The organism is Streptomyces sp. NPDC048277 (assembly GCF_040652235.1).
Classification (GTDB): domain Bacteria; phylum Actinomycetota; class Actinomycetes; order Streptomycetales; family Streptomycetaceae; genus Streptomyces.
In genome coordinates this window covers 174,134-187,724 of sequence record NZ_JBEZLQ010000004.1, presented here as the reverse complement: position 1 = coordinate 187,724, position 13,591 = coordinate 174,134, and the positions used below count along the sequence as shown (strand labels likewise).

The window sequence follows — 13,591 nt, the reverse complement described above, 5'->3', positions numbered from 1 at the left end:
CGTACCAGGCACCAGCCCGCACAATAGATGCGATGCCGGAATACGAATTTGTCGACGTGTACGTACCTCGCGGGGTCTCCCGCAAGGACGCCACGCGTCTACTGACGGACCATGCCGAGTACGGACACTGGGAGTTGGACCGACTGAGCCTCATGCGCGACGGCAGCCGCAGGGTGCGGTTGCGCCGGCGGATCATCCGCCAGGTGCGTGCCACATGGTGAGACTGGCTACATGACGGAAAGGGCCCCGCATCGACGGGGCCCGTTCCGTTCCACGCACCGCTGCCGGCGCGTCACCGTCCGTGTGCTACGCCGAGGCGCGCGCCTTGCGGTACAGCACGGCGCCCGCGAGCAGCGCACCGGCGCCCGCCGGGAGCATGAGGCCCAGCGGCAGATCACTGCCGGTGTGCGCGAGCTGTGCGACGGCCGGGCCGGGCTGGGTCACCGAGACGCCTCCCTGCGGGGTGCCGAAGGTGGAGCCGCGACTGCCGGTCGGCACGGTCCCGCCCCCGGAGTGACCGGGCGCCACCGGGTGCTGCCCCGGCCCACCCGGCTGACCGGGCTGTCCCGGGTGCCCTGGAGTTCCCGGGTGCCCTGGCGTACCGGGCGTACCTGGCGCCCCGGGCGGGGTGCTCCCACCGCCGCCGTGCCCCGGAGGCGTCCCGTGGCCGTGGCCACCATGACCGCCATGGCCTCCGTGACCGCCGGGTCCGCCGGGTCCGCTGGGTCCGCCGGGTCCGCCATGGCCTCCGTGACCGCCATGCCCTCCGTGCCCAGGCGGCGTGTGGTGACCTCCCCCGTGGCCACCGTGCCCCCCATGGCCTCCGTGGCCTCCGTGGCCTCCGTGGCCACCGTGGCCACCGTGGCCACCGTGACCGCCATGCCCCCCGCCGCCCCCATGGTCGTCTGAACCGTCGCCGTTGGCGCAGTCGTTGCCCGCGGCGGTGTTGCCGATGCCGATCACATTGACGCTGTTGCCGCACACGTTGACCGGTGCGTCGATCGGCGCCTGGACCGTGTTGCCCGAGCCGACCCCGGGCGAGCCGCCGGTGTGCCCTCCGGCGTGCGAGCCACCGTGCGAGCCGCTGTGCGCCCCGGGGCCGCCTCCGTAACCGCCTCCGTACCCACCGGAGTCGCCGTAGCCCCCCGATGTACCGCCTCCGCCACCGTGGTTGGCGCACTTGTTGCCCACCGACGGGTTGAGGGCGCCGACCACGTTCACGGTGTTGCCGCAGACGTTCACCGGCGCGTGCACCGGCGCCTGCACCGTGTTGCCGGACAGCACGCCGGGTGAGTCGGCGGCCGAGCCGACGGCCCCCGAGTCGGCGTGGGCGTAACCGCCCGCCGCGGCGATCACGCCGGTCGCCGCGGCCATTGTCATGAGGCCCTTGCGGGTACCCTGTCGCATTTCTGAATTCCCCCCTGCCTTGGATCCTGACCGTTGCATTCCGCGTGGAAATACCCGCGGAAAAACCGGTCGGCCCCGGAGCGCGTGGCGCGCGCTCCGGGGCCGACGGAAAGACGCCCCCTCAGGGAGCCGGCGTCACTTGTTGATGCAGGTGTTGCCGAAGGCGGGGTTCAGCAGCCCGATCACGGAGATCGTGTTGCCGCAGACGTTCACCGGGACGTGCACGGGAACCTGGATCACGTTGCCGGAGACGACACCCGGGGAACCCACGGCGGCACCCTGAGCACCCGAGTCGGCGACGGCCAGGCCCGCACCCGCGAGAACCAGACCACCAGTGGCAGCCGCAGCAGCGACGACCTTCTTGAGCATTATTCCTCCTTGTTGGCAATGCGATTCCAAGTAGCGGATCGCACCCCGTGTAACGAGGAGGGAGTAATGGAGCTACGAGCTTATCGTCGCATTCACTCTTTCCAGTCGAACTCGCACAGCCGCCCGATTAGCCCGAGCCATTGCCTCACGACGCGTCGATGAAGCGGTCGAGCACCCGCACGCCGAACTGCAGACCGTCCACCGGCACCCGCTCGTCCACCCCGTGGAACATGCCCGCGAAGTCCAGCTCCGGCGGCAGCTTGAGGGGCGCGAAGCCGAAGCCGCGGATGCCGAGGTCGTCGAAGGACTTGGCGTCGGTGCCGCCGGAGAGCATGTAGGGGACGGCCTTGGCGGTGGGGTCCTCGGCGAGCAGCGAGGACTGCATGGCCTCGACCAGCGCCCCGTCGAAGCTGGTCTCCAGCGCCTTGTCGGAGTGCACATCCTCGCGGACCACGTTCGGGCCGAGGATGCGGTCGAGGTCGGCGAGGAACTCCTCCTCGTGGCCGGGCAGGAAACGGCCGTCCACGTGCGCGGTGGCCTCGCCGGGGATCACGTTGACCTTGTAACCGGCGTTGAGCTGGGTCGGGTTGGCGGTGTTGCTGAGCGTCGCGCCGATGAGCTTGGCGATGCCGCCGAGCCGGGCCAGCGTGGACTGCATGTCCTCCGGGTCCAGCTCGGTGCCGAGCGCGTCGCCCAGTTCGTCGAGGAAGGCCCGGGTGGTCTTGGTGACCCGCACCGGGAACTCGTGCCGGCCGAGCCGGGCCACGGCCTCGGAGAGCTCGGTGATCGCGTTGTCGCGGTGGATCATCGAGCCGTGCCCGGCGGTGCCGGCCACCTTCAGCTTCATCCAGTGCATGCCCTTCTCGGCCGTCTGGATCAGATAGAGCCGCCGCTGCTCGTTGACCGTGAAGGAGAAGCCGCCCACCTCGCTGATCGCCTCGGTGACGCCCTCGAAGAGGCCGGGGTGGTGGTCGACGAGGTACCGGGCGCCGTAGGTGCCGCCGGCCTCCTCGTCGGCGAGGAAGGCGAGCACGATGTCCCGGGGCGGCTTCCGCCCGCTGCGCAGCCGGTCGCGTACGACCGCGAGGGTCATGGCGTCCATGTCCTTCATGTCGACGGCGCCCCGGCCCCACACGCAGCCGTCCGTGACCTCGCCGGAGAACGGGTGGTGGGTCCAGTCGTCGGCGTTGGCCGGGACGACGTCGAGGTGGCCGTGGATCAGCAGGGCGGGCCGGGTCGGGTCCGCGCCCTCGATACGGGCCACCGTGGAGGCACGGCCCGGGTGGGACTCGAAGATCTCCGGGTCGAGGCCGACCTCGGCGAGCTTCTCCGCGACCCACTCGGCGGCCTTGCGCTCGCCGGGTCCGGAGTGGTCGCCGTAGTTGCTGGTGTCGAACCGGATCAGCTCGCGGCAGAGGTCCACGACCTCGTCCTCGCCGGTGACGCCCTTGGCCGTGTCCGTCTCGCTCACGTCGATTCCTCCTGCTGTCACTGCCGGCCGGTCCCCGCCATCCTCTCTCCCTTCCGGCTCCGAGCCCAAGACCGGGCCCGGCCCGTCACACGCCGTTCACGTGGGGCCGGCCCGGGAACGGGGCGTGATCGGACGCCCCTGAAAGCCTGGTAGTGTTTCCTTCGTCGCCGCGAGGGAAACCCCGCACGACAGACACCTTGTCCGGGTGGCGGAATGGCAGACGCGCTAGCTTGAGGTGCTAGTGCCCTTTATCGGGCGTGGGGGTTCAAGTCCCCCCTCGGACACCATCAGGAAGAACCCGAAGAAACCCCTGCTGAGCAGGGGTTTCTTGGTTTTCCGGGGAGTGCGGGAGACCACCTCCCGGTGGCTGTCGCCGTACTCGCTGGGGATGTCTCGGCCGCTCGGTCAGCCGAGGCGGCCTATTCGGCCGTCGTCGAGGGCCACGGCGGAGGTGAACGCGGAGAGTGCCGTCCGGCCGACCAGCAGGGCGGGCCCGTCGGGCCGCTTGCTGTCACGGACGGCGACCGTCGTCCCGTCGACGATCCCGCATTCCACGCAGTCGGACTGTGATGCGGACGCCGAGGACTTCCACCAGGTCACCGGCAGAGTCGACGCGTCGTCAACGTGCTTCATTCGCTATTCGTTCTTCCTTATCTGGGTGATCAGTTCCACCGACGCCTCGACGGACTCGGCGGCAGACGTGAGGCGTTGCCACGCGGCCCGGTGCGTGGAGACCCGATCACGTTCCTCGATGTACAGGGCGGAGGTCAGCCCTTCCTGGTGGACGACGTCCAGGTCCGTGTGCGGACCGAAGCCCAGGATGCTGAAGGTGCCGGTCAGCCCGGCGTGCAGGGGAGCGTCCGATCTCAGCACCTGGATGTTGATGTTCGGGCGCCGCCCCATCGTAAGCAGGCGCCCCAACTGCTCGTACATCAGGGCGGGATCCTCGGTGGTGCAGCGCAGGGCCTGTTCGGAGATGATCGCCCAGAGCGCCAGCGGGTCGCTGTCGCGGGTGAGCACGGCCTGGCGTGCGAGCCGTACCTCCACGAGCGCGTCGACCCGTGCCTCGACCGCCTCGGACATGGCGGTCGCCCGGATGATCTCCCGGGCGTACTCGGCGGTCTGGAGCAGTCCGGGGACCATTCCCAACTGCCAGGTGGAGACCGTCTCCGCCTCGGCCTCCAGGCTGATCAGGTCCTCGTACACCGGCGTGAGGACACCCCGGTACGAGTGCCACCAGCCGCGCCGGCCACCCTCCTTGGTGAGCGTGATCAGGGCCGCGCGCAGCTCGTCGCTGACGTCACGGCCGAGTTCGCCGTACAGGGTGAGCAGCGCCTGGATGTCCGCTGCCTTGGGGGCCGTCTTGCCGGTCTCCATGCGGGACAGTTTCGAGGAGACGAAGGCACCTTCGGAGTGCTCCGCCACGTCGTCGAGGGTCAGTTCGCCGCGCAGTTCGCGCAACTTCGCACCGAGCCGTCGCCGGCGCACCGTGGGCGTGCTCACGGATCCCCCTTCTGTCCGGTGAACTGCCCGACAGTCTGCCGTGCCGCCCCACCCCTCGCCACCGGCTGACGACTTGTGCCGCAAGTCTCTCTCAGAGATGCGCAATTTTTCACATCACGTGGGACGTATTGCGATCGACTGTGCCGTGAAGGCACCATGAATCCGGGAAATACGAAAGTGACCGCACTCGCATGGCGAAGCACCGTGCCTGCGTTGGGACATGCCCGTGAGGGGATCCACATGATCGAACGCCAGCGGAGCACCACGACCGAAACCCGTGCACTGCAAGTCGCCCCAGCGCCGGTGCTGTTACTGGCGAGTGAGCCTCAGTCGGCCAGGGCGGCACGGCTGTTCGTGAGCGACTTCATCGTCCATCACACACCGGACGCCTCCCGTGACCACATCGACGCGGTCGCCCTGGTCGCCTGCGAGCTGGTGACCAACTCCCTGCGCTACGAGACCGACCCGGACGACCCGGTCCGGCTCCTCATCGAGTCCGACGGCTCCCGGACCCGGGTCGAGGTGCACGACCCGCTGAGCCGTCACCCCCGGCTGCGGCCCATCTCCGTCGAACGGGACCGGGGACGGGGTCTGCTCATCCTCGACGCGCTGTGCTCGGGCCGCTGGGGTGTGGGCAATCTGCCCTGGGGCAAGTCCATCTGGGCCGAGGTCAGTGCCGTGTGACGTACCACCGAGACGGCGGCCGGTTCCGCGGCGACCCACTCCCCTCCCCGCCACGGCACCGGCCGTCCTCGTACCCACCTGCGGACACGCGGAGTTGGCCCGTCTCACACTGTGTGGTCCATCTCTCGCCGCAGACGCATAATGCCTGGTCAGGGGTATGTTAAGTTTCAAACGACTGCCCCGAACGGCGGCTTTCGAGTGGCCGTCAGATGAACGGAAGCCTAGCGTCGTACTAACATTTCCGGTTTGTTACCCAGCCGGACCCGGATAACCCCAGGCACACCTGCGGGCCCGCCGGCGCCCCGGAGGGTTCCGGGAACGAGACGCGAGGACCGGATGGCAGCCATAGACGAGAGCAGCGCTCTCGGCCTGCTCGACGAAGAGATCCGCGAGGAGTTCGGGGACACGGCCCGCTTTTCGGCCGGGGCGGCAGCGTCGCCGCGCACGCTCGTAGACGTGTTCGAAGCAAGTGTACGGACTCACCCCGATGAGCCCGCGCTCGACGACGGGACCACCCAGCTCACCTACCGCGGGCTCGCCATCGAGGTGCAGCGGCTGCGGCGGCGGCTCGCCGAGGCCGGGATCGGGCTCGGCGACCGGGTGGGCGTGCGCGTCCCGTCGGGGACCAACGACCTGTACGTGGCCGTTCTGGGCGTTCTCGCGGCCGGGGCCGCCTATGTGCCCGTCGACGCCGAGGACCCGGACGAGCGGGCCGCACTGGTGTTCGGCGAGGCGGAGGTGGCGGCCGTCCTCGGCGCGGGGCTGCACATCGACGTGCGGCACGCGTCGGAGCGGCCCGTCGGCCGCCCGGGCCCCGAGCACGACGCCTGGATCATCTTCACCTCCGGCTCCACCGGCAAGCCCAAGGGCGTCGCCGTCACCCACCGCAGCGCCGCCGCCTTCGTGGACGCCGAGGCCGCGCTGTTCCTGACCGAGGAGCCGATCGGCCCCGGCGACCGGGTCATGGCGGGCCTCTCCGTGGCCTTCGACGCCTCCTGCGAGGAGATGTGGCTCGCCTGGCGCTACGGCGCCTGTCTGGTGCCCGTGCCCCGCTCCCAGGTCCGCAGCGGCGCCGACCTCGGCCCCTGGCTGGTCGAGCAGGAGATCACGGTCGTCTCGACCGTGCCGACCCTGGCCGCCCTCTGGGAGCCGGAGACCCTCAACGACGTCCGCCTCCTCATCTTCGGCGGCGAGGCCTGCCCGCCCGAGCTGGCGCAGCGGCTGGTGACCGAGGGCCGCGAGGTCTGGAACACCTACGGGCCCACCGAGGCCACCGTCGTCGCCTGTGCCGCCCTGATGAGCGGCGAGGAGCCGATCCGCATCGGGCTGCCGCTGAACGGCTGGGAACTCGCCGTGGTGGACGACGCGGGCGAGCCCGTGTCCCTGGGCGAGAGCGGCCAGCTGGTGATCGGCGGGGTCGGCCTCGCCCGGTACCTCGACGCCGAGAAGGACGCGGAGAAGTACGCGCCCCTGGAGTCGCTGGGCTGGGAGCGGGCGTACCGCAGCGGTGACCTGGTGCGTGCCGACCGCGAGGGCCTGGTGTTCCTCGGGCGGGCCGACGAGCAGATCAAGCTCGGCGGCCGCCGTATCGAGCTCGGCGAGGTCGACGCGGCCCTCCAGGCGCTCCCGGGCGTCGCGGGCGCCGCGGCGGCCGTACGGACCGCCCGCAGCGGCAACCAGCTCCTCGTCGGCTATGTCGTCACCCAGGACGGCTGGGACCACGCCACCGCCGTCGAGAAGCTGCGCGCCGAGCTGCCCGCGGCCCTGGTGCCGCTGCTCGCGCCCGTCGCCGAGCTGCCCACCCGCACCTCCGGCAAGGTCGACCGCAACGCCCTGCCCTGGCCCCTGGAGGGCCTGGAGACCGGCGGCCCGGCCGAGCAGCTGTACGGCACCGAGGCCTGGCTCGCCGAGCAGTGGACCGAGGTCCTCGGCATCCCGGTGGGCAGCGCCTCCGACGACTTCTTCGCGATCGGCGGCGGCAGCCTGTCCGCCGCCCAGCTCACCACCCGGCTGCGCACCCGCTACCCGAGCGCGGCCGTTCTCGACATCTACCAGCAGCCGGTGCTGCGCAAGCTGGCGCGCCGGCTGGAGGAGTCCGTACAGGACGACGGGACGGAGCGCACCATCGCGCCCGTGCCGCGCAGGGCACAGCTGCTCCAGGTCCTGCTCCTCCTCCCCCTGTTCACGCTCCTGGGCCTGCGCTGGACCGTCGTGCTGGCCGCGCTCGGGAACCTCCTGTCCGGCTACGGCTGGCTGCCCACCGCGCCCTGGTGGCTGGTCGGGCTCGGCGCCCTGGTCCTGTTCACCCCGCCCGGCCGGATCGCGATCGCGGCCGGTGGCGCGCGGCTGCTGCTGCGGGGCGTGAAGCCCGGCCGGTACGCCCGCGGCGGCGCCGTGCACCTGCGGCTGTGGGCCGCGGAGCGGCTGGCCGAGTTCACCGGGGCGACCACGCTGACCGGGTCCTGGCTGGAGCGGTACGCGCGGGCGCTCGGCGCCAAGATCGGTCCCGAGGTGGACCTGCACTCGCTGCCGCCGGTCACCGGTCTGCTCAGGGTGGGGCGCGGCGCGGCCGTGGAGTCCGAGGTGGACCTGTCCGGCTACTGGCTGGACGGCGACCGGCTGGTGGTCGGCCCGGTCAGGATCGGCGCCCACGCGGTCGTCGGGACGCGCAGCATGCTCTTCCCGGGCGCCCGGGTCGGCAAGCGGGCCGAGGTGGCCCCCGGCTCGGCCGTCACCGGGCAGATCCCGACGGGTCAGCGCTGGGCCGGCGCCCCGGCGGTCAAGCTGGGCAAGGCCAAGCGGAACTGGCCCAAGCAGCGGCCGCAGCGCGGCACGTACTGGCGGGTGATGTACGGCCTGACGGGCCTCGGGCTGAGTGCGCTGCCGGTGGTCGCCGGAGCCGTCGCCCTGCTGGTCGCCGGGCTCTTCGTGGCCCCCGGGGACGGCCTCGCCCAGGCCCTGCGGGACGCGGCGGTGGCGCTGGTCCCGGCCACCCTGGCCTTCGGTCTCGTGTACGCCCTGCTGATTCTCGTCTCCGTACGGCTGCTCAGCCTGGGCCTGCGCGTCGGTACGCATCCGACGCACAGCCGGATCGGCTGGCAGGCGTGGACGGTGTCCCAGCTGATGGACCGCTCCCGCGAGACGCTGTTCCCGCTGTACGCCGGTCTGGTCACCCCGGTGTGGCTGCGGCTGCTCGGGATGCGGATCGGGCGCGGTGCCGAGGTGTCGACCGTGCTCGCGCTGCCCAGCCTGACGACGGTCGGCGAGGGCGCGTTCCTGGCCGACGACACCCTGACCGCGCCGTACGAACTCGGCGGCGGCTGGGTGCGGATCGGGCGCGCGGAGATCGGCCGGCGGGCGTTCCTCGGCAACTCCGGGATGACCGCGCCGGGCCGCAGTGTCCCGGACGGCGGTCTGGTCGGTGTGCTGTCGGCGACGCCGAAGAAGGCCAAGAAGGGCACCTCGTACCTGGGGCTGCCGCCGGTGAAGCTGCCGCGCAGCGCGGCCGACGGCGACCAGAGCCGGACGTACGAGCCGCCGGCGCGGCTGCTGTGGGCGCGGGCCCTGGTGGAGACGTGCCGGATCGTGCCGGTGCTGTGCTCGGTGGCGCTGGCCGGGCTGACGGTCGCCGCGCTGTGCGCGCTGGGCGCGTGGGCGTCGCTGCTGTCCGGCCTGGTGCTGCTCGGCGCCGGTGCGGCCGCGGGCCTGGTGTCCATGCTGGCGAAGTGGCTGCTGGTCGGGCGGCACCGCAGCGGGGAGCACCCGCTGTGGAGTTCCTTCGTGTGGCGCAACGAGCTGGCGGACACCTTCGTGGAGGTGCTGGCGGTGCCGTGGCTGGCCGGTTCGGTGCCGGGCACGCCGGTGCTGACGGCCTGGCTGCGCGGCATGGGTGCGCGGATCGGCAAGGGTGTCTGGGTGGAGAGCTACTGGCTCCCGGAGACCGATCTGGTGACCCTGGAGGACGCGGCCACCGTGAACCGCGGGTGCGTACTGCAGACTCACCTCTTCCACGACCGGATCTTGCGGACGGATACTGTGGTTCTCCGTGAGGGCGCCACACTGGGTCCTGGCGGGATCGTGCTGCCGGGCAGTGCGATCGGGGCCCGTACGACCCTCGGTCCCGCGTCGCTCGTCATGGCCGCGGAGTCCGTCCCGGACGACACCCGCTGGCTCGGCAATCCGATCGAGGCATGGCGTCCCTGAGCGCGGGCCCCTCGGTGACCGCGGGCGTCGGGGCACCGAGGAATGGTTCGAGCAAGGCGCAGGGAGCGAACGCGGAAGTGGCAGTGCAGCAGTCAGCGGGTCCGGACCCGTATTTCCCGGACAACGGCGATCCCCGGTACCGGGTGCATCGCTATGAGCTCACGCTGGACTACCGGCCAGGCCCCAACCGTTTGGCCGGCATGGTCCGGATCAACGCGATCGCGGGCCGGGCGGCACTGCCCGAGTTCCAGCTGAATCTGGCCGACTTCAAGATCGGCCGGATCCGGGTGGACGGCCGCCAGCCGCACTGGACGCACCGGGGCGGCAGGCTGCGGGTCAAGCCCGCGAAGCCGCTGCGCGCCGGTGCCGCCTTCACGGTGGAGATCCACTGGTCGGGCAATCCGAAGCCGGTGAACAGCCCCTGGGGCGGGATCGGCTGGGAGGAGCTGACGGACGGCGCGCTGGTGGCGAGCCAGCCGATCGGCGCGCCCTCGTGGTTCCCGTGCAACGACCGGCCGGCCGACAAGGCGTCGTACCTGATCTCGGTGACCTGCCCGTCGGCGTACTCGGTGGTGGCCGGCGGCCGGCTCCTCACCCGGACCACCAAGGCGTCCACGACGACCTGGGTGTACGAGCAGGCGGCGCCGACGTCCAGCTATCTGGTGAGCCTGGCCATCGGCAAGTTCCAGACGGTGCTGCTGGGCGACCCGGGCTTCGGCGGGGTGCCGATGCACGGCCACATACCGGCGCATCTGCTCCCGGAGTTCTCCAGGGACTTCGCACGGCAGCCCGCGATGATGGACCTGTTCCAGCGGCTGTTCGGGCCCTACCCGTTCGACGAGTACGCGGTGGTCGTCGCCGACGAGGAGTTCGATGTCCCCGTCGAGGCCCAGGGGTTGTCGCTGTTCGGCGCCAACCACGTGGACGGGGCCCGGGGTTCGGAACGGCTGGTGGCGCACGAGCTCGCCCACCAGTGGTTCGGCAACAGTGTGTCCATCGCCGACTGGCGGCACATCTGGCTGAACGAGGGGCTCGCCAAGTACGCGGAGTGGCTGTGGTCGGAGCGGTCCGGCGGCCGCAGCGCCCAGCAACTGGCCGCCGTCGCCCACCGGTTGCTTGCCGGGATGCCGCAGGACATCCGGATCGCCGCGCCGGGCAAGAAGGCGATGTTCGACGACCGGCTCTACGAGCGCGGCGGGGTCACGATCCACGCGCTGCGCTGCGCGCTCGGCGACGAGCGGTTCTTCCACATGCTGCGCGCGTGGGCGGGGCTGCACCGGGGCGGGGCGGTGACGACCTCGATGTTCACGGCGCACGTCAACCGGTTCGCGGACGAGCCGCTGGACGCCCTCCTCGACGCCTGGGTGCACCGTACGGCCCTGCCCGCGCTGCCCGTCCAGGCCGTCCCGGCACGACCGGCGCAGCCGCCCACCAACGCCGAGTCGGCGTAGGCGGGCGGCTCCGCGTCAGGAGGCCGGCACCTTCAGCTTGTCCCAGCTGGTCCGGCCGGGGATGCCGTCGGCGTCCTTGCCCTTGAAGCCGAGCTTTTGCTGCCAGGCCTGGTAGGACCTGCGGTCGGCGTCGGTCCACTCGGGGCTCGGCCCGTCCTCGTAGTGGCCGCAGCCCTCGGCGACCAGGCGCCTGCCCATGGCGGTGACGAGCGGCGACTTCTGGCCGACGTGGAAGAAGCCGCTGCCGGGGAAGGGCGCGTACTGGGGCTTGGACGGCGGCTCGGGGCCCGGGTCCTGTGTGCCGCCTCCGCCGCCCTTCCCGGCCAGCCGTTCCGCGATCCGCTTGCGCATGCCGTCCATGGTGAAGCCGCGCGGGTCCACCTTGCCCGGCTGCCACTCCTTGTGGCCGATCACCGAGGCCGCGCTCCAGCCGTGGTGGCGGCAGATCGCGGCGGACACCTTCTCGATGGCCTCCTTCTGCGCCTCGGGCCAGGGGTCCTTGCCGTCGCCGAGGTTGATGCACTCGAAGCCGTAGAAGTGCCGGTTGCCGTCGGTGTCGGCCTCGTTGTCGTGCGGCAGCTTCGTCTCGTTGACGACGGCGCGCAGCACGTCGTGGTCGCCGAGGCCCGCGTGGTTGGCGCGGCCGTAGCCCACGAGATGGACGCGGCCCTGCTTGTCGATGACGCCGTGGCACAGGGGGCCGGGCAGGAACGAGTAGCCGTCGTAGCAGATGTTGACGGAGTTCTCGGTGCCGGAGGTGACGGTGTGGTGGATCATCACGCCGTTCATCGGGCCCCAGGGGCCCTTGGTGTTGCGGTTGTGGTGGCGCCAGTTGCCCACCTCGACGACCGTCACGCCTTCCGCGCGCAGGGTCTGCAGGAACTGGGAGGCGGTCATGGGGGTGGCCATCAGTTGTCTCCGTCCAGCGGCGCCGCCGCTTCCGCTTCCGCCGTGGTCTGCGACCTCCCGTGCGACGGGTCCTCGGCCGCGACCTCCTCCAGATGTGCCTGCTCCTCCGCGGCCAGGGCGGCCTTGTCCGCGGCCGGAAAGTTCCTGCTGGCCAACGGCGCGTACGCGAGCCGTAGATCGACGGCTCCCTCCTCGCCCTTGACCAGGGCCAGCGGGGCGAGATGCCGGGTGATGCCGGCCGGGCCCTGGAGCAGCGGGCGGCGGGCAGGGTCGGTCGGCCACTCCACGCTGCCGGTGGCGGTGCGGGCCGGGATCAGCCAGTGGTCGCCGGTACGGTAGGCGCCGCCCTTGGCGAAGTAGACCTCGACGCCGTCCTCCAGGGACACCCACTCCCCCTCCGTGACCGGCACGGCTCCGGCCTTCAGAGAGGTCGTACGGCCCTTGCGTTTCGGTCCCTCGCGGTGGTCCCAGCGCCGCAGGAACGGGTTGAGGCCCGGCAGCCGCCCGACCCCCGGCGCGGGCTCGGCGGACAGCCGCACGCGACGGCCGGGCAGGTCAAGCTCCTCGACCCGTAGCAGCGGCAGGGCCTCCAGCCGCGAGGAGTACGCCGTGTCCGTGAACTCCACGTGGTCGCCGACGTCCAGGTCCAGTTTGTCGTCGTGGCCGAGGGACGCCAACTGCACCCAGGTGCCGTCGAGTCCGTCGACCGGGAAGACCACGGACCCGTTCTCCCGGGACCACTTGAAGGTGGCGTCCTTCGCCTCGCCGCCGGCGTGCACCTCGACGCGGTACAGCTGGTTCTCCGGGCCGCGGTAGCGGGCGTCCGGCCTGACCAGGCACGGGTCCTCGTCGGCGTGGTCGGGACGCTCGCTGCGGGCGGCGAGCCGGGCCGAGGACGGCGACTGGCGCTGAGCCCACGTCTCGAAGGCCGCGCGGACCACTTCCCGCGTCGGGTCGACGTCCTCGATGGCCAACTCGTCGAGGGACAGCGGCAGTACCTGCCACACCACCTTCACCCGGGCCGCCGTGTCCGGCATGGCGGCACCGAGAGCGACCTCGCGCAGCGCCGGGTCCTCGGCCGCGCTCACCGACCGCTCCCAGACGTTCAGATAGACCACGAACGGCGACTCGGCGGGCGAGGGCAGCCGGTCGCCGGGCTTCTCCGGGTCGCGGTAGGCGTCGGGCTGGTCCCAGTAGGTCCAGTACGGCGACGTGACGGTGGTGTCCTCCTGCGCCTCCTCGTCCGGCACCGGAACGCCGGGGGCCGGCCGGTCGGCGTCGACCAGGATGCCGTCGACGTAGTACCGGCCGCTCTTGATGGTGAGGGTGTCGATGTCGTGCTTGCCGCCGATGTACTCGATATGGAAGCCCGCCGTGCCGAGCGGCCCGCCGTGTCGTCCGATCAGGTCGGCGGCGAAGGCGCGGGACTGATGGAGCTGGATCGCGGTCTGTTCGTTGGCGTCGGCGTCGAGCTGGACGCGGCCCTGCTGGGCGATGACCGCGGAGTAGTGCCGCTCCGGCCGGAAGGTGAGGCGGGAGAGATCTGCGTGCATGAAGGGGGTCCCCCTGGTTCAGGAAAGTGCGGGTAGGGCGT

The 13,591-nt window shown here is 71.5% G+C and carries 12 protein-coding genes, 1 tRNA gene and 1 pseudogene; 6 read left to right on the top strand and 8 right to left on the bottom strand.

Annotated features, from left to right (window positions below):
• The first annotated feature begins 32 nt into the window (after positions 1 to 32).
• A complete protein-coding gene (locus AB0D85_RS11130) occupies positions 33 to 221 on the top strand; it encodes a DUF5703 family protein (RefSeq protein WP_007380901.1) in 189 nt (62 codons plus the stop codon).
• Positions 222 to 306: 85 nt separating this feature from the next.
• Here AB0D85_RS11130 and AB0D85_RS11125 read toward each other — a convergent pair whose 3' ends face one another.
• The gene (locus AB0D85_RS11125) at positions 307 to 498 is read right to left on the bottom strand and encodes a hypothetical protein (protein WP_362318030.1); all 192 of its coding nucleotides are present in this window, start codon (positions 496 to 498) and stop codon (positions 307 to 309) included.
• A 15-nt stretch (positions 499 to 513) separates the two neighbouring features.
• On the opposite strand from AB0D85_RS11125, the gene AB0D85_RS11120 reads away from it, so the two are divergent.
• A complete protein-coding gene (locus tag AB0D85_RS11120) occupies positions 514 to 909 on the top strand; it encodes a hypothetical protein (protein WP_362318027.1) in 396 nt (131 codons plus the stop codon).
• Between the two features lie 21 nt (positions 910 to 930).
• Here the strand turns inward: AB0D85_RS11120 and AB0D85_RS11115 are convergent.
• The 3 genes and pseudogenes from AB0D85_RS11115 to AB0D85_RS11105 form a co-directional block, all read right to left on the bottom strand.
• Positions 931 to 1,374 (bottom strand): annotated as a pseudogene (locus AB0D85_RS11115) (chaplin); the annotation flags it as partial.
• A 168-nt stretch (positions 1,375 to 1,542) separates the two neighbouring features.
• Positions 1,543 to 1,776, bottom strand: a complete 234-nt coding sequence (chpH, locus tag AB0D85_RS11110; protein WP_123978334.1) for a chaplin ChpH — start codon at positions 1,774 to 1,776, stop codon at positions 1,543 to 1,545.
• 145 nt (positions 1,777 to 1,921) lie between these two features.
• Positions 1,922 to 3,247, bottom strand: a complete 1,326-nt coding sequence (locus tag AB0D85_RS11105; RefSeq protein WP_362317059.1) for a M20/M25/M40 family metallo-hydrolase — start codon at positions 3,245 to 3,247, stop codon at positions 1,922 to 1,924.
• A gap of 199 nt (positions 3,248 to 3,446) precedes the next feature.
• On the opposite strand from AB0D85_RS11105, the gene AB0D85_RS11100 reads away from it, so the two are divergent.
• A tRNA-Leu gene (locus AB0D85_RS11100) sits at positions 3,447 to 3,534 on the top strand.
• 118 nt (positions 3,535 to 3,652) lie between these two features.
• Here the strand turns inward: AB0D85_RS11100 and AB0D85_RS11095 are convergent.
• Both AB0D85_RS11095 and AB0D85_RS11090 read right to left on the bottom strand, forming a co-directional pair.
• Positions 3,653 to 3,880, bottom strand: coding sequence for a DUF397 domain-containing protein (locus AB0D85_RS11095; RefSeq protein WP_362317056.1), 228 nt, complete (start codon positions 3,878 to 3,880; stop codon positions 3,653 to 3,655).
• A gap of 3 nt (positions 3,881 to 3,883) precedes the next feature.
• On the bottom strand, positions 3,884 to 4,750 hold the full coding sequence (locus tag AB0D85_RS11090) for a helix-turn-helix transcriptional regulator (protein ID WP_362317054.1): 867 nt from the start codon (positions 4,748 to 4,750) through the stop codon (positions 3,884 to 3,886).
• A 303-nt stretch (positions 4,751 to 5,053) separates the two neighbouring features.
• Between AB0D85_RS11090 and AB0D85_RS11085 the strand changes: the two genes are divergently transcribed.
• The 3 genes from AB0D85_RS11085 to AB0D85_RS11075 all read left to right on the top strand — a co-directional run bounded on the left by AB0D85_RS11085 (position 5,054) and on the right by AB0D85_RS11075 (position 11,088).
• The gene (locus AB0D85_RS11085; RefSeq protein WP_362317984.1) at positions 5,054 to 5,434 is read left to right on the top strand and encodes an ATP-binding protein; all 381 of its coding nucleotides are present in this window, start codon (positions 5,054 to 5,056) and stop codon (positions 5,432 to 5,434) included.
• A gap of 336 nt (positions 5,435 to 5,770) precedes the next feature.
• A complete protein-coding gene (locus AB0D85_RS11080) occupies positions 5,771 to 9,637 on the top strand; it encodes a Pls/PosA family non-ribosomal peptide synthetase (protein ID WP_362317051.1) in 3,867 nt (1,288 codons plus the stop codon).
• A gap of 77 nt (positions 9,638 to 9,714) precedes the next feature.
• Positions 9,715 to 11,088, top strand: coding sequence for a M1 family metallopeptidase (locus tag AB0D85_RS11075; protein ID WP_362317048.1), 1,374 nt, complete (start codon positions 9,715 to 9,717; stop codon positions 11,086 to 11,088).
• Between the two features lie 15 nt (positions 11,089 to 11,103).
• On the opposite strand, the gene AB0D85_RS11070 is transcribed toward AB0D85_RS11075, so the two are convergent.
• Both AB0D85_RS11070 and AB0D85_RS11065 read right to left on the bottom strand, forming a co-directional pair.
• A complete protein-coding gene (locus AB0D85_RS11070) occupies positions 11,104 to 11,997 on the bottom strand; it encodes a peptidoglycan-binding protein (RefSeq protein ID WP_362317045.1) in 894 nt (297 codons plus the stop codon).
• Entirely contained in the window at positions 11,997 to 13,550 is a 1,554-nt protein-coding gene (locus AB0D85_RS11065) for a DUF6519 domain-containing protein (protein WP_362317042.1), read from the bottom strand. The genes AB0D85_RS11070 and AB0D85_RS11065 overlap by 1 nt, the downstream gene beginning before the upstream one ends.
• Between the last annotated feature and the right edge of the window lie 41 nt (positions 13,551 to 13,591).

Coding starts and splice junctions, on each gene's coding strand:
- AB0D85_RS11080 (WP_362317051.1), top strand. CDS start 5,771: ATGGCAGCCATAGACGAGAGCAGCGCTCTCGGCCTGCTCGACGAAGAG.
- AB0D85_RS11070 (WP_362317045.1), bottom strand. CDS start 11,997: ATGGCCACCCCCATGACCGCCTCCCAGTTCCTGCAGACCCTGCGCGCG.
- AB0D85_RS11095 (WP_362317056.1), bottom strand. CDS start 3,880: ATGAAGCACGTTGACGACGCGTCGACTCTGCCGGTGACCTGGTGGAAG.
- AB0D85_RS11065 (WP_362317042.1), bottom strand. CDS start 13,550: ATGCACGCAGATCTCTCCCGCCTCACCTTCCGGCCGGAGCGGCACTAC.
- chpH (WP_123978334.1), bottom strand. CDS start 1,776: ATGCTCAAGAAGGTCGTCGCTGCTGCGGCTGCCACTGGTGGTCTGGTT.
- AB0D85_RS11130 (WP_007380901.1), top strand. CDS start 33: ATGCCGGAATACGAATTTGTCGACGTGTACGTACCTCGCGGGGTCTCC.